The 14,526-nt window shown below is 59.8% G+C and carries 16 protein-coding genes; 15 read left to right on the top strand and 1 reads right to left on the bottom strand.

The annotated features are described in order from the left end of the window. The first annotated feature begins 473 nt into the window (after positions 1-473). From B5E42_RS09130 to B5E42_RS09085, 10 genes are all read left to right on the top strand, one after another. Positions 474-1,727, top strand: a complete 1,254-nt coding sequence (locus B5E42_RS09130; RefSeq protein ID WP_162613954.1) for a site-specific integrase — start codon at positions 474-476, stop codon at positions 1,725-1,727. Next, a complete protein-coding gene (locus tag B5E42_RS09125) occupies positions 1,705-2,679 on the top strand; it encodes a tyrosine-type recombinase/integrase (protein WP_087238875.1) in 975 nt (324 codons plus the stop codon). Before B5E42_RS09130 ends, B5E42_RS09125 begins: the two co-directional genes overlap by 23 nt. Further along, positions 2,666-3,679, top strand: a complete 1,014-nt coding sequence (locus B5E42_RS09120; RefSeq protein WP_087238873.1) for a site-specific integrase — start codon at positions 2,666-2,668, stop codon at positions 3,677-3,679. Before B5E42_RS09125 ends, B5E42_RS09120 begins: the two co-directional genes overlap by 14 nt. A 778-nt stretch (positions 3,680-4,457) precedes the next feature. Next, entirely contained in the window at positions 4,458-5,033 is a 576-nt protein-coding gene (locus tag B5E42_RS09115; protein ID WP_242967074.1) for a DNA cytosine methyltransferase, read from the top strand. Between the two features lie 110 nt (positions 5,034-5,143). Next, positions 5,144-5,545 (top strand): hypothetical protein, encoded by a 402-nt coding sequence (locus B5E42_RS09110; RefSeq protein ID WP_087238869.1) that lies wholly within the window; start codon positions 5,144-5,146, stop codon positions 5,543-5,545. 59 nt (positions 5,546-5,604) lie between these two features. After that, the gene (locus B5E42_RS09105; protein ID WP_087238867.1) at positions 5,605-5,871 is read left to right on the top strand and encodes a hypothetical protein; all 267 of its coding nucleotides are present in this window, start codon (positions 5,605-5,607) and stop codon (positions 5,869-5,871) included. Then, positions 5,864-6,448, top strand: a complete 585-nt coding sequence (locus B5E42_RS09100) for a hypothetical protein (protein WP_087238865.1) — start codon at positions 5,864-5,866, stop codon at positions 6,446-6,448. Before B5E42_RS09105 ends, B5E42_RS09100 begins: the two co-directional genes overlap by 8 nt. Further along, a complete protein-coding gene (locus B5E42_RS09095) occupies positions 6,441-8,282 on the top strand; it encodes a DUF87 domain-containing protein (RefSeq protein WP_087238863.1) in 1,842 nt (613 codons plus the stop codon). The genes B5E42_RS09100 and B5E42_RS09095 overlap by 8 nt, the downstream gene beginning before the upstream one ends. Further along, a complete protein-coding gene (locus B5E42_RS09090) occupies positions 8,279-9,070 on the top strand; it encodes a hypothetical protein (protein WP_087238861.1) in 792 nt (263 codons plus the stop codon). Before B5E42_RS09095 ends, B5E42_RS09090 begins: the two co-directional genes overlap by 4 nt. Next, positions 9,067-10,137: a M23 family metallopeptidase gene (locus B5E42_RS09085; RefSeq protein WP_087238859.1), complete on the top strand. Its 1,071-nt coding sequence runs from the start codon at positions 9,067-9,069 to the stop codon at positions 10,135-10,137. Before B5E42_RS09090 ends, B5E42_RS09085 begins: the two co-directional genes overlap by 4 nt. 45 nt (positions 10,138-10,182) lie before the next feature. Here the strand turns inward: B5E42_RS09085 and B5E42_RS09080 are convergent, their stop codons facing one another. Further along, entirely contained in the window at positions 10,183-10,512 is a 330-nt protein-coding gene (locus tag B5E42_RS09080) for a hypothetical protein (protein ID WP_087238857.1), read from the bottom strand. A 152-nt stretch (positions 10,513-10,664) separates the two neighbouring features. Between B5E42_RS09080 and B5E42_RS09075 the strand changes: the two genes are divergently transcribed. Genes B5E42_RS09075 through B5E42_RS09055 form a run of 5 tightly spaced genes read left to right on the top strand, consistent with a single transcriptional unit; the run spans position 10,665 to position 14,444 of the window. Next, positions 10,665-11,030: a DUF3846 domain-containing protein gene (locus tag B5E42_RS09075; RefSeq protein ID WP_087238855.1), complete on the top strand. Its 366-nt coding sequence runs from the start codon at positions 10,665-10,667 to the stop codon at positions 11,028-11,030. After that, positions 11,011-12,042 (top strand): S-layer homology domain-containing protein, encoded by a 1,032-nt coding sequence (locus B5E42_RS09070; protein WP_141242507.1) that lies wholly within the window; start codon positions 11,011-11,013, stop codon positions 12,040-12,042. Before B5E42_RS09075 ends, B5E42_RS09070 begins: the two co-directional genes overlap by 20 nt. Further along, a complete protein-coding gene (locus B5E42_RS09065) occupies positions 12,024-12,284 on the top strand; it encodes a DUF6103 family protein (protein WP_087238850.1) in 261 nt (86 codons plus the stop codon). Before B5E42_RS09070 ends, B5E42_RS09065 begins: the two co-directional genes overlap by 19 nt. Then, the gene (locus tag B5E42_RS09060) at positions 12,271-13,632 is read left to right on the top strand and encodes a hypothetical protein (protein ID WP_087238848.1); all 1,362 of its coding nucleotides are present in this window, start codon (positions 12,271-12,273) and stop codon (positions 13,630-13,632) included. The genes B5E42_RS09065 and B5E42_RS09060 overlap by 14 nt, the downstream gene beginning before the upstream one ends. Further along, positions 13,629-14,444, top strand: a complete 816-nt coding sequence (locus B5E42_RS09055) for a hypothetical protein (protein ID WP_087238846.1) — start codon at positions 13,629-13,631, stop codon at positions 14,442-14,444. The genes B5E42_RS09060 and B5E42_RS09055 overlap by 4 nt, the downstream gene beginning before the upstream one ends. The last annotated feature ends 82 nt before the right edge of the window (positions 14,445-14,526 follow it).

The following is a 14,526-nucleotide window of genomic DNA, read 5'->3' as shown; positions in this document are numbered from 1 at the left end:
ACAAGATTGTGGAACCGTGCGTTATTCCGAAGTTTTTGCAGAAATCTCCTGATTTACAGGGTTTCCAGCAATTACTTCGGAATAACTATTTCCTCGGCATAATCCTGGTTATTCCGATATCGGAATAATCAGGACTTGTCCGTGGCATCCTGCACCCGCGCTGGTCTGACCGGCGCGCGATCCGGGCTGTTCCTGGAGCAGATCCGGGTGACAAAGGAGATGCGGAATGCGGACGTACAACGTGGACGGGCAGGAAAGTCTGTTCGCCCCAGATGGTTCTGCTGGGAGAATGTCCCTTATGTGTTGAAGTGCATAAGGGACATTATGCATTAAAAAATGTTATGCAGAGTCAATGGCCAATCTTTCAGTGTATCTGGCAAAAAATATAAATAACAGACTGGTTATTCTGCGCATAACCCGTTACCATAGACATACCGGCAAGTACCGGAATAACAGTGATGGTGGCGATGGGAATGTCAGTAGATGCAGCGCAGATAACAGTCGACCAAATGCTGGATATCGCAGATAGAGAACTGCGAAGACTCCAACTCGCACAGGGGACAATTTACTGGCATTGCAGGGAACTACGAGATTTTGCTGACTACTGTGTTCAAAATGCGATACAGATTTACAGGCCGGATACGGGGATCACATACTTTTTTCAGCGTTATGGTATGGATATGACGGACCCCTCCATCAAGCTTAATGAAAAACAGCGAACGACCCGCAGGACAATTCGATTCCTGGATGACATTTACCAATTCGGCTGCGCCCGGCGAATCAGCCGCCACGATTACAGGGTGCCGGTCAGGTACGCCAGCATACTGGAGAATTATCTTGGTTACTGTGCCAAAAACAACGGGGCGGCTGGTACGATTGATGTCAAGCGTACAAAGCTGAAGCAATTTCTGTGTTATCTCGATGGGAGGCAGGTAGATTTGCCGGATATCACGGCTTCGGTCGTTTCGGATTATATGACCACATTGTATCGGTATAAAAGATCGACTATCCACATCATCAGCAGTGTTTTGCGAGACTTTTTCCGCTACCTTTATATGACCGGTGTTCTGAAAGACGATCTGTCCGGCGATGTGCCAAGACCAAAGATTTACGTAGAGGAGTCTTTCCCAGAGACATGGACACCGGAGGAGATCTGGCAGCTTCTGTCTGCGATCAACCGCAGAACCGCAGTTGGAAAACGCGATTATGCGATGATCCTTTTGGCAGCGGTATTAGGGATGCGGGCGGGAGATATATGCGCGCTGAAGTTCCGTGAAATCGACTGGCATAAGAAGGTGATTACCTACGCACAGCAAAAAAGCGGAAAAATCAACGCGTTGCCTCTGCTGTCTCCGATTGGAGATGCGATCATAGATTATCTGAAAAATGGCAGGCTGGATTCTGATTGCGACAATGTATTCATCCGTCACGTCCATCCGTATGGGCCGATTGCTTCCAGTTCCACACTATCCGAAAATATCAAACGGTATATGCGACAGGCCGGGATGACAATCCGAAAACGCAAGGTAGCACACTCCATGCGCCATACGGTGGCAAGCACGCTTCTCAAGGATGGTGTTCCCCTCATGACGATCAGTAATATTCTCGGCCACGATACACCTAAAACAACCATTGCCTATACCAAGGTGGATATTCCGGCGCTCCGCAGGTGCGCATTATCTTACGGGGAAAGGAGGATTTGTCGTGACGACGGAACAATTACTTGAGCAGTACATGGATGAGCGCCAAGCACTTGGCTTTGTTGGAAAAACTGACAGGGACTGCATCCGAAGATTTCTGCAGGACTACGAGAACCCGGAGGACGGCAATGTGGAGTTTACAAAGGAGTATGTTCTCGGACATATTGGCAACAGGCTGAACCAAAAGGCCAGCACCGTTCAAAGGGAAGCGAGTGCTATCAATGGTTTTCTTGACTTCGTGATTCGAAAAGGCTTTACGGCATACAAAGTTCCACGTCGCTCGCTGCCAAAGCAAATCCGCAATTTCAAGGCATATATCTTTTCAGATGATGAAATTGAGCGGATGCTTAACGCTGCTGACTACATCCCTCCCACAGAGCAAAACCCGCTCCGCCACCACCAGCTTCCGGTTATGTTTCGTATCCTGTTCAACTGTGGTCTGCGTTCCGCTGAGTTGCGAGAGCTGCGTGTTGGAGATGTGGATCTCGCAAAGAATACGCTTACGATCCGGGATACAAAATTTCATAAAAACCGAATTGTGCCATTCTCCGATTCTGTCGCCGATGCTCTGACGAAATATTTGGAGGTACTTTCTCCACGATCCGGGGAGATGTTGCTGTTTCCAAGTCCAGCGCGTCGGGGTAAATGTGGGGCTTATGGAGCCACATGGCTTCAAGTGCAATTCCAATACCTTCTCAGCCATGCAAATATTCCATATTTTGGAGCTGGGAGAGGCCCTCGCCCGCACGATACCCGCCATACCTTCGCTGTTCACTGCCTTAATAGCTGGGTGCGCTCCGGAGAAGATCTCACTGCTGCACTGCCGGTACTCTCCCGCTATCTGGGACATGCCGGCATTAGAGGGACGCAGAATTATTTGCAATTAACTGCCCAAATGTACCCAGACATTACCGCAAGGCTGGAAGAACAGTTTGGTGATCTGATTCCCGAAAGCGAGGTTTTGCATGAAGACGGTTGACTTCTCCGTTCTGCTGACCCGGTATCTAACGCACTATCTTCCGGTTCAGAGAAATTTGAGCAGCAATACGATCTGTTCCTACCGGGATACATTTAAGCTGCTTCTTACTTTCTGTCGGGATGTAAAAGGGTACAACATTGCCAAATTAAAACTGACGACATTGGGAAAGAGCTGCATGGAGGAATTTTTGCTTTGGCTGACTAACACCCGGGGGGCGTCGCCGTCTACCTATAACCAGCGACTTTGCGCAATCCATGCTTTCTTCGATTATGTGATGGCGGAGGAACCGGGGTACATGGAGCAATGCATCCAGATCCACAATATCCCCAGAAAAGTTGCTGCATCTCCCCCTGCTCAGTATCTTACTGCGGACAATCTGAAGCTCCTGCTCTCCATGCCTGACCGCTCTACGAAAAAAGGACGGCGAGATATGGTCATGCTCACGGTCCTATATGATACAGCGGCGCGTGTCAGCGAGTTGATTGATATCCGTATATGCGATGTGCGCCTTGATGTTCCCGCTGTGATAACACTCCACGGAAAAGGCAGGAAGATACGCTCCGTACCACTAATGAAGCAGACGGTTGATCTGCTGAAAGTATATTTCGAGGAGAACCGCATTGATCCTGTCCGGCACTCTGACTTGCCCTTGTTCTGGAATACTCACAGAAAAAAACTGACGCGGTCAGGTGTTACCTATATCCTGCGGAAATACGTTGAGATGGCGCAGGGTGTTTCATCCGATATGCCGTTGAATGTTTCTCCGCACAAGCTCCGCCACACGAAGGCCATGCATCTTGTACAGGCCAACGTCAATCCTGTTTACATCAAGGATTTTCTCGGCCATGCGGATATTTCGACTACTGAAATCTATGCAAGGGCAGACAACGAAGCGAAACGGTCTGCGTTGGAAAAGGCTACTGAGCATCTAAGGCTGCCCCCGGTCACTAACTGGGAACAGGACAGCGAACTCATTGATTGGCTCTCATCCCTTGGATGATCCGCTTTCACCAAATTATTATGTGCAGAGGAACAGTGCTTAACGCTGCTGTTCCTCTGCTTTTTAGAGAGGGACCACGCATAATTGCTTTCTGCTCATAACGTGCCCGGTGTGTTCAGCAGCGGATACCCCAAAGGGGCGGATTTCCAGCTCGTCCTCCAGCAGATCATCGGCATTAACTGCGGTGCCGTTTTTATCCCTCGACCTCACCCCTGGGGCTGGCAACCTGCTGGGCGAATTTTACTGGGATCTGCGTTCTCCCTGGCGTGGCGGGTCTTTGACGCTCAATACTGGCCCGGCACCCCCCAGCGGAGACGCAGGGTGTTCCTTGTCGCTGATTTTGCAGGACAATCCGCCCCGAAAATACTATTTGACCAGGAGAGCCTGCCTGGGCATCCTGCGCCGGGCGGGGGAGCGAGGCCGCCCCCTCCCGCCCCAGCTCCACAGGGCGCTGCTGGTACAGGCTGGGCTGGCCAGTCAGAATGAGAGCGGCCTTACGGGGACACCAGGCTTTGCGGCTGGATTTTCCGCCGGGGCGGGGGCCAGCGCGGGCAGTATTGGGTACTCGGAGCGTGTTGCCCCCACACTGAAGGCAGGCCAGAGCGGCAACCGCATGCCCTCCGTCCTCTGCCTCAACGACCAGGGCGGCAGCGTCATGGACTGCACGGAAGATAAGACCGGTACCCCAATGGGGCCCTCAAAAGGCTGTACAGCCTTTTGGGGAGAGGACGAGCAACGGAATGAGCGAACTTTTTGCGCTTGCGCAGAAATGAGCGATATGGAGTTTGTGAGGACGAAGGAGCACGGACATCAGCCTCTGGTTTTTGAGAACCACGGCGTGGACAGCCGGTACACAGGGCCTCACCCGGTGTGCCCCACCCTCTCCGCCCGGGCGGGCACCGGCGGAAACAACCTGCCCCTGGCCCTCCAGCCGGAACCGGTCATCTGCATCTGCGGCAACGCCATTGACCGGCAGCCCCGCAACGGCGGCAACGGAATCGGTATTCAGCGGGATGTGGCCTATACCCTGACTGGAGCAGACAGGCACGCGGTATTCAGCCGCCAGTGGGTGGATAAGTTCAGAGAGGACAGCATCGCCTCCACCCAGAGCGCCCGCCAGCAGAAGGACGCCACAGACCTGGTCTGCCAGCCTGGCCGTGACGCACCGGCGATCCTCCTCATCCGGCGGCTCACCCCGCTGGAATGTGAGCGCCTGCAGGGCTACCCGGACAGCTGGACAGACCTGCCCGGCTCCTCGGACTCCGCCCGCTATAAGGCCCTGGGCAACAGCGTGGCCATCCCCTGCGTGGAGTATATCATGGCCGGCATCGCCCGGGCGGCGGAGGGGGATTAACATTGTTGCTTCTGCTTACTTTCCGGCAAAATCCTTGTTGGTGTTGGTCATAGCTATTTGCCGGTGAGATCGGTATACTTGCGTTACCACAAAAGGAAGGGAGCTGCAATATGGAAGGAAAAGTGAAAAACCTCTGCGCACCCATCCCGGAAGGGCTCCATGCCCGGGTGCGGGAGGCACAGGAGGCGTCCGGCCAGACCCTGGGCCAGTACATGACATGGCTGATCCAGACATTCTACGACAATCAAAATAAGGAGGAAAACACGATGAACACAGACAAGAGGACGGTGGCATTCCAGGTACCCGGCGAGCTGTTCGAGAGGTTCAAGGACTACCTGCAGGAGAGGGGCATCAAGCAGAACGCCTTCTTCCTGGACTGCATCCACAGGGCCCTGGCAGAAGCTCAGGAGGAACGGGAGGCTACGGATGCCTCCGCTGAGCCTGACGGCGAAGCGGAGGCGGATAGCAACGGCCAGGATGAGGACACGGAGGAAAGCGGCACAGCAGAATGACCCACAGAAGGGGCGCCGGCCTGTATGGCTGGCGCCCCTTCGCGTTCGGAGGTGTTTTCTTGTTCATCTACCCAGACAACCTGAAGGCCAAGGCCACCCTGTGGCTGTGGCAGCTGCGGGACGTGGCCATCATCGGGGTGGCCTTTCTGCTCTCTGTATTGGCGCTGGCCCAGACTGGGAGCATGATCCCCCTGGTAGGCACGGTGCTGTACGCTTTCCTCGCCATCCAGGTGGAGGGCTCCAGCGTCCTGGACTTCCTCCGCCGGGCGGCCTGCTTCCTGTTCCTGCAGCAGCAGTATTACGAATGGGGGCAGAGCTGTGAATAGGAAAGAACAGCAGCTTCTGCGCCAGCGCCAGACCACCCGGCAGCTCATGGGCGTCACCCGCCTGACGGAGCACGGCGCGGTGTGCGGCCGGGATGAGCTGATCTTCTACCTGCTCCGGCCGGATAACCTGTCCATCCTCTCTCCGGAGGGCATCCGGGGCCGGGTGCGGGCCCTGACCGGGCTTCTCCAGGGGATGGCCTCCCTGGAACTGCTGGCCCTGGACTCCCGGGAGTCCTTCCTGAAAAACAAGCAGTATTACCAGCGGCGGCTGGAGGAGGAGCCGGAGCCCGCCCTGCGGGAGCTGCTCCGGCAGGATATGGAGCACCTGGACGCCAGGCAGTCCTCCACCGCCGCCTCCCGGGAGTTTGCCCTGGTGTGCCGCCTGGACGGCAAGGCCGCGGAGGATCGTGAGCTGCCCCGGCGGCTGGAGAAGCAGATTCAGGACCACGGCTTCCATGTCCGCCTGGCCGGGGAGCAGGACGTGAAGCGCATCCTGGCGGTGTACTACCAGCAGGACGTGGTGACCGAGCACTTTGACCAGGTGGACGGAGAGAGGTGGGTGACCGACCATGGCTAAAGCACAGAAGAAGCGGAAACAGCCGGTGGAAAAATCGGTGCAAATGTTCCAGCCCAAGGACTTTCTGGACATGATTGCCCCGGCGGCGGTCAAGTTCAACACGGACTCCTATGTCCTGGGCGGGCTGTACCGCTGTGTCCTGGCCCTCCGGGGCTACCCCGCCGTCACTGAGGAGCTGGCCCTGCTCTCCCACATCTGCAACAAGGCCGGCGCCACACTCCACCTCTACGCCCGCCAGGTAACAGCGGCGGAGGAGGACGCCATCTACCATAAGGCCGTCAACAAGAACCGGCTGGATCGGAGCAGTCAGGACAACCTGAAGCGGAGCGTCACAGCGGAGGCCAACCTCCAGGACGTGGCCGCCATCATAGCCGGCGCCCGGAAGAACCGGGAGCCCCTCATCCACTGCGCGGTGTTCCTGGAGCTGGCCGCCAAAAGCCCCGAGGAGCTGCGGCGGCTGCGGGATGAGGTGGGCGCCGAGCTCACCCGCGCCAAGCTGGCGGCAGACCCCCTGCTGCTCCGCCAGCGGGAGGGCTTCCTCTCCGCCAACCCGGCGGGCCGCAATGCCCTGGGCGCCCAGTTTGAGCGGGTGCTCCCCGCCAGCTCCGTGGCCAACCTGTACCCCATCAACTACTCCGGCAAGAATGACCCCCACGGGTTTTACATCGGCAATGACCACTACGGCTCGGACATCCTGCTGGACCTGGACCGCCGCACGCCGGACAAGACCAACTCCAACGTGCTTATCCTGGGCAACTCCGGCGAGGGCAAGAGCTACCTGCTGAAACTGCTCCTCTGCAACCTGCTGGAGAGCGGCAAGACGGTGATCTGCCTGGATCCGGAGCAGGAGCTGACCTGGCTCTGCGACAAACTGGGCGGCTGTTATGCGGATCTCATGGGCGGGCAGTACCGCATCAACTTCCTGGAGGTCAAGCGGTGGGATGTTGGCGACGACGGGGAGGACGATCCAACCGCGCCCAACGCTTTCCGCCAGCGTTCCCCCTTGTCCCAGCACATCTCCTTCCTCAAGGACTTCTTCCGGGCCTACAAGCCCTTCACCCACCAGCAGGTGGACACCCTGGAGCTGATGCTGGAGCGGCTGTATCGGAAGTGGGGCATCTCGGACAAGACGGACTTCTCCGCCCTGGGACCGGAGGACTGGCCCATTGCCGAGGATCTGTACGCCGTCCTGGAGGACGCCTACGAGCACTATGACCGGGAGGACAGCCCCCTCTATCCCAGGGAGCTGCTGCGGGAACTCCTGCTGAGCCTCCACTCCATGTGCCGGGGGGCGGAGAGCGTCTACTTCAATGGCCGCACGAACATCACCAGCACCAGGTTTCTGGTGTTTGGCGTCAAGGATCTGATCCACGCCAACTCCTCCGTCAAGGACGCCCTGCTGTTCAACCTGCTGTCCTACCTCAGCGACCGGCTCCTCACCCAGGGCAACACTGTGGCCACTCTGGACGAGCTCTACCTCTGGTTGTCCAACCTGACCACCATTGAGTACATCCGCAACTGCCTCAAGCGGGTGCGTAAGCGCAATTCCGCCCTGATCCTGGCCTCCCAGAACCTGGAGGACTTCGACATCCAGGGGGTGCGGGAGCTGACCCGGCCCCTGTTTGCCATCCCCACCCATCAGTTCCTCTTCCACGGCGGCAAGGTGGACAAGAAGTTCTACATGGACAACCTCCAGCTGGAGAGCGCCGAGTACGACCTGATCAGTTCCCCCAATAACGGCGTCTGCCTGTTCAAGTGCGGCGCGGACCGCAACCTGCTGGACGTCCACGCCCCGCCCCACAAGCACGCGCTGATTGTGGGAGGAGAGGGATGAACGTGGTGGGATACGGCGCTGGAACGGACAGCACCGCCATGCTGGTGGGACTTTGGCAGAGGCGCGTCCCGGTGGATCTCATCCTCTTCGCGGATCCCGGCGGCGAGCAGCCCCACACCTACGCCTATCTGGATACCATGGGCCGCTGGCTGGCGGAGCACGGGATGCCGCCCATCACCCGGGTGTGGTACACCACCCGGGATGGGCAGCGGCTCACCCTGGAGCAGGAATGCCTGCGCTCCGGTTCCCTCCCCTCCATCGCCTATGGCTATAAGAAGTGCTCCCTCAAGCACAAAATCATGCCTCAAGAAAAGTTCTGCCGGCACGACCCCCGCTGCCAGGCGGTGTGGGCCGGCGGCGGCCGGGTGGTCAAGTTCATCGGCTATGACGCCGGAGAACCGGAGCGGCGGGAGAAAGTCCGGGAGCGGGATATGACAGATAAGAAATACCAGAAGGAATACCCCCTCATGGAGTGGGGCTGGGACCGGAACAAGTGCATCCGGGTCATCCAGGAAGCCGGGCTTCCCCTGCCGGGGAAGTCCTCATGCTTCTTTTGTCCCAGCATGAAGCGGCGGGAGATCCGCACTCTCTACCACCAATATCCGGAACTATTAAGCCGGGCCCTGACCATTGAGGACAGGGCCCGGCCTCATTTAACCGCCGTCAAGGGGCTGGGCCGGAACTGGGCCTGGCGGGACTTCCTGGAGCACGACGAGGGACAGCTGGCCCTCCCCCAGGTGTTCCCGGAGGACAACCTGCCCTGCTCCTGCGGGAGGTGTGCCACATGAGCCCCGCATTGGCAATCAGGGCCGCCGCGTCCATCCTCACCAGCGAAAAGAGCCGGAAGGCCGTGGGGTGGGTGCTGGTGGCAGTGCTCTCCCCCATCATCCTCCTGTTAGTGTTCTTCTGCGCTCTGCTCTCCGGCGGGGCGGAGCACAACCGTACCGCAGTAGACCTGTGCTTTCGCGGCGGGGCCATCCCGGAGGGCACCCCGGTGGAGTACCGGGCATACATCGAGGAGATGCGGGACAGCTTTGCCCTGCTGGATGCCGCCATACAGGCAGTGGAGGGGCAGATGGAGGAGGGGGATACCCTGGATGACATCCGGGTCAAGGCAATGTTCTACGCTCTGTACTTCGGCGCGGACGACCCGGCAGCCCACGCCGGGCAGGGCTTTGTGGACTGCTTCGTCACCTATGAGGAGTGCACCCGCACGGTGACCACTGTGGATGAGGACGGCAATGAGGTGGAAACCCAGGAGGCCTACACCGTAGCCGTCCCGATCTCAGACCTCCAGCAGGTCTGGCAGAACATCCAGCAGCTCACCGGAACGGAGATCACCCCGGAACAGCAGAGCAACGCGGACAGCGTGTACAACGTGGTGAAGTATGGCGTATCCACCGGCACGGAGGGCTGGATTCCCGGTGCGGACATGCCCTACATCGGGGCGGACGGCTTCTGCTCCCCCATTGGGGCGGGCTGGGAGAGCCGGGTAACGTCGGAGTTCGGCTACCGGAACGATCCCTTCACCGGGGAGACCCGTGGACACACCGGCATGGATCTGGCAGTGCCCACTGGAACCCCCGTCCGGGCTGCCCTGCCCGGGACCGTTGTTGCCGCCCAATACCACAGCAGCTACGGCTACTACGTGATGATTGACCACGGCAATGGCCTGTCCACCCTCTATGCCCACAACTCCCAGCTGCTGGTGCGGGTGGGCCAGACGGTGGAGACCGGCGACATTATATCCCTGGCCGGCAGTACCGGCCGGTCCACCGGCCCCCACCTCCACTTCGAGGTGCGCGTCAACGGCCAGAGAACAAATCCGAGGAACTACCTTCCGGCATCTGGATAGGGACATATCGGCATTATACGGATATCTACCCCAAAGTACGGACGGTTATTCGCGGTGCTTGGCCGCCTCGTAAATATAGTCATGCATCACGGCGGTGAACCCGTCATCGCTGTTCAGTGCTGAAAAGATCTCATCGGGTGCGGGCCCACCCGCCGCAGGAACCGACAGGGTATAGATCATGTGCTTAGTGTGGGAACGATCCTGACGCGCCCACACATTGGCCTGATAATGTGTCCGGTCACCGGAGAGGCCATACTCCACGCTGACCTCCATAATCATGTCGTCCTGATACCCAAACGCGGTTACAGGAAGAAGAAACGTAAAATAACCCATCTCTCTGAGGTGGGTTTCCACAAAATCAGGGAGCCTGTCCATATCCGATCTCCTCCGGGTGCTGTTCTTTATCATCAATATTGGATTGATTATACCATGGAGGGCACTATGAAACAAGATATTCATACCGCACTGCTTCAAGGCGGCGCTTGTGGATTCTCATGCGTCCGATTTCTGTCAGGAGGTTGCATCCAATGAAAGAAGATTCCATCCAGGTCTTGAAAATAGAGCCCGGCAAGGCGCCGGAGGTCGTTACCATTCCCAACACCCTGGAGGCCATGCAGCAGATGGTGGGCGGGTACATTGAGGTCATCCCCCTGGAGGACGTCTGCCTGGTGTGCAATGAGGAGGGCAAGCTGATGGGCCTGCCCGGCAGCCGCAGGCTGGGGGACGACATCATTGCCGGCACATTCTTCCTGGCCGGGAACACCCCGGACGGCGGCTTCTGCTCCCTTACGCCGGAGCAGATAGACCGCTGGGGCCGGCACTTTGCCCAGCCGGAGTCCTTCCAGCCCGATGAGGTAGAGAGGAAGATCCATATTGAGTTCTACACGATGTAGGCAGATATGCTCCGGCCTGCTGGCTCTGGTTCTGGTTCTGGTGCTCCTGCTGCGGACGCCGGCGCTGGCCGCTTCCGCGGGCGAAATGGATGACCCTGTTACCGTCCGGCAGTGGGCAGCCATGCTGTGCGGGGCCTGTCTGGATACCCCTTCTGAAAGCGGCTGCGTGGCCGAGGCATACCACCGGGGCTGGCTGCCCGTCACCGCCGTGGCCGCGCCGGAGAGCGGCCTCTGCCGCGGCGCCCTGTACCAGAGCGCCTTTGCCGCCGCGGGGCTGCACATCTATGACAGCACCCTGTATCCGGGCGGCGAGGCCCTGTCCGCCTACGAGAACTGCCTGCGGGTGGGGGCGGAGCTGGGCCTGTGCCCGGCGGGAACGGAGCCAATGGAGCTGGTCACCCGGGACGAAGCCGCGGCGCTGCTGGACGCCCTGCTGACCCGTGACTTTCAGGTCAGTGAACCGCCCATGCTCACGGAGTTTCCAATCCAGAACCCCGACGAAGTGAACCTGAACGACTATCTGCTGGAGCTGCGCCGGGTGCCGGAGTCCATCCTGCGGGCCTTTGCGGACAGCGGCTGGACGTATGCGGTGGACTTCCAGCACTTGGCCAGCCTGACCCGGCGGTATGGCACGAGCTGTACGGGCGCCGCGGACTACGATAAAAAGCACATCTACGTGTCGGAGGCAAAGGCCACTGTCCATGAGTTCGGGCACTTCCTGGACAGCATGCTCGGATTCCCGCCCGGGCGCAGCTCCTTTTACGAGGCGGAGGCCGGTGCGGCCTCCGCCTTTCTGCGTGCCTACGCCGGGACAGGCTGCCGGGAATATTTCGCGGATTACTTTGCCTATTACATAGCCAACCGCGGCAATGCGGAAAAGGCGGCGCAGATGGAGTGCCTGACGCCGGAGACCTTCGCGTTTTTCTCCGCGCTGGAGGCGGGCGGCTGGCAGCTCCAAAGCAGGCCGCATAACAGATTATGGAGGTGGACTTCGTGGAAAAAGTGGAACTGACGGTGAGTATGGAGCCGGAGCGGCTGGACGCGCTCCGGTATTTTCTTGCCGCCAAGAACAAGCGCACACCCCAGAAGGAGCTCCAGCGGGCGCTGGAGGAGCTGTACGAAACCTATGTCCCGGCGGAAACCCGGGCCTACCTGGACGCCCGGTGCCGGCCGGACAGGAGCAGGCGTCGGCGGCCGGCAGCATCCAAACCCACACAACCACAGAAGGAGGAAGCGAAAGATGGAGACCATTGAACTGAGCGGCCGCACCGGCCAGGAGGTATACGAGGAGCTGAAGCACCGGCTGGAGGGTATGGGTTATCTGCCGGACGAGTATTTCCTGCTGGACGATGTCTGGGAAGACGGAAAGGTGGTCCCCCGGGATGCGGATCTCTTCTGCACCACGGACTACGGAGCCAGCGAGGGCATCTACTTGGACGTGCGCCTGAAGTGGTACGGGGAGGACGGCAAGCCTGTGATCAAAACCTTCGCCACGGGCAAGACCCTGGGCGAGAGCGGCTCTGATATGGACCGGATGTTCCTCATCTCCTCCGCCATCACCAAGGCATTCCACGGTGAGCACGGCGCTTATGCCAGATTCCAGAGGCTGGAGGACGGCACGGAAGCGGATGGGGCGGTGCTCCATCTCAGCCCGAAAGAAAAGCGTGTGCTCATGGACGCGCTGGTGGAACAGCGGATGCGCCAGGAGGCTCAGATGACGAATACGGAGCAGCTCCTGCGGCGCATGGCAGGCAGCATCACCGCCTACATGGACGAGGTGGGCGCCCGCCCCCTGCACATGAGCACGGAAGACCGGGCAGTGCTGGCCGTCCGGGACGGGGAGTTGTACGCCTTCTCATCCCTGGCCCTTCAGGTGACAAAACCGGAGGAGCGGTGCAGCCTGCTGGTGGAGTCGGCGGGCAGGCCGGGCGCGGTGGGCAGGCGGATGGCCAAGCTGATGCTCGGGGCAAAGACGCCGTACCCGGAGGACGTCTGGCTGGACGCCTGCAAGCGGGCGGTGGACACCGGAGACCTCCAGCGGGTGCAGATGATGCTGGATCGGACGATGGACAAGGTGGACGCCCCGTCCCCATCCCTGCCAGGTGAGGTGTTGCAGTATGCCTACCTGCAAAATCCCGCCATGGGCAGCGAGCTCATCCGCCGGGCCGCGCCGGAACAGGTTGCCGCCGCGCCCTCCAAGCTGCTGTGCGCCGCCGCCTATGCCCGTGACCTGCCCATGCTCACGGAGCTGCTCCAAAAGGGCCTCCAGCCGGGCGACCATGCTGCTCCCCTGTTGCTCCCTCTGCTCACCGCATACGACGGGCAGAGGGTGGCGCATCTGCTGAAGGACAGCCTGCGGGTGCGGCCGGAGGACTATGATGCCATGAACGTGTGCCTGCGGGAGCACGCGTCGGCGGCGGCGGAAGCCCTGCTGGGACAGGGCATGAAGCTGGACGGCTACCTGGCGTGGGCGGCAGAACGAGGAACGATGCTGGACAACCGGGCCCGGGAGATTTTGGAGGAATTGAAGCTCCAGCAGGACCAGGCGCACAGCGTACAGCAGCAGGGCAGCGGCCCGGTTCTTGGAGGGATGAGCCTGTGAGTGTCCCTGTGCTGCCCCACCGCCGGGATCTGCGGCAGGGGGATTTTGTGTTCCCGGAGGAGATCCTGCGCATCGGCCACAAGCTGGATTTCCAGTTTGACTGCGTCAGCGAACAGATCCAGCGGGAGGTGTTTGGCCCGGAGCTGGACACCGGCAAGCTTGGTGACTGGCTGGAGCTCTATGCCGCCTACGATGTGGCCCTGCAGGATGTGGCGGACCATGTGGATGTGACCCTCTGCCGGAATAACGGTGAGGAGGAGCACCCGTTCACCTATCCCCTCAACCGGGCAGAGCGGGACGTCCTGCGCGGGGAGATGGAGGCGTGCTGTCAGCGGCGCACCGGCCGTTCCCTGGCGCAGCAGTACAACCACCTGCTGGTGCGGGAGGAGGCGGAGCCGCCGGAGCTCACCGGTGGGCAGCGCCGCATCCCTGTGGACAAGGTGAGCTTTACAGACGAGCTCTCAGAGTGCGACGGCCGTTTCCTGTTCTATATGCCGGTGACGTTTGATCCGGACGCGGTCTTTGGCACTCATGTGGCGACAGCGGAAAACGATGACTGGCTCAACGTGTACGCCGTCTATGACCTGGACACCGGCCAGCCCTGTCCCGCCCTGGACGTCACCCTGGTGTGCGGGGACGGCAATGAGTTCGCCTTCCGGTATCCATTGACGGAGCCGGAGCAGGCCGCGCTGCTGGAGAAGATGGACGCCTGCTGCCAGGAGCAGGCCGGCATAGCGCTGGCGGATTTCCGGGCCCGGTATCTGGCGGAGGAGCGGCAGCTCCGCCAGGCCCCCGGCCTGGCCCAGCTGTGAGCGCGCCGTCGGCCCCGTGTGGGCCCTGTGTGCCGGTTTCAGGCGGAGAGCGGGCCAGGGCCCCGCCCAACCGAAAAACCGC

The sequence above is a fragment of the Flavonifractor sp. An10 genome (assembly GCF_002161215.1).
GTDB classification, from domain to species: Bacteria; Bacillota; Clostridia; order Oscillospirales; family Oscillospiraceae; genus Flavonifractor; species Flavonifractor avistercoris.
Note: the sequence above shows the minus strand (reverse complement) of the source record. Positions and strands in the feature narration are given on the sequence as shown.

Excerpts from the sequence above, each read along its gene's own strand:
- B5E42_RS09130 (WP_162613954.1), top strand. The coding sequence starts at position 474 with ATGTCAGTAGATGCAGCGCAGATAACAGTCGACCAAATGCTGGATATC.
- B5E42_RS09120 (WP_087238873.1), top strand. The coding sequence starts at position 2,666 with ATGAAGACGGTTGACTTCTCCGTTCTGCTGACCCGGTATCTAACGCAC.
- B5E42_RS09115 (WP_242967074.1), top strand. The coding sequence starts at position 4,458 with ATGGAGTTTGTGAGGACGAAGGAGCACGGACATCAGCCTCTGGTTTTT.
- B5E42_RS09110 (WP_087238869.1), top strand. The coding sequence starts at position 5,144 with ATGGAAGGAAAAGTGAAAAACCTCTGCGCACCCATCCCGGAAGGGCTC.
- B5E42_RS09095 (WP_087238863.1), top strand. The coding sequence starts at position 6,441 with ATGGCTAAAGCACAGAAGAAGCGGAAACAGCCGGTGGAAAAATCGGTG.
- B5E42_RS09090 (WP_087238861.1), top strand. The coding sequence starts at position 8,279 with ATGAACGTGGTGGGATACGGCGCTGGAACGGACAGCACCGCCATGCTG.
- B5E42_RS09085 (WP_087238859.1), top strand. The coding sequence starts at position 9,067 with ATGAGCCCCGCATTGGCAATCAGGGCCGCCGCGTCCATCCTCACCAGC.
- B5E42_RS09080 (WP_087238857.1), bottom strand. The coding sequence starts at position 10,512 with ATGGACAGGCTCCCTGATTTTGTGGAAACCCACCTCAGAGAGATGGGT.
- B5E42_RS09075 (WP_087238855.1), top strand. The coding sequence starts at position 10,665 with ATGAAAGAAGATTCCATCCAGGTCTTGAAAATAGAGCCCGGCAAGGCG.
- B5E42_RS09060 (WP_087238848.1), top strand. The coding sequence starts at position 12,271 with ATGGAGACCATTGAACTGAGCGGCCGCACCGGCCAGGAGGTATACGAG.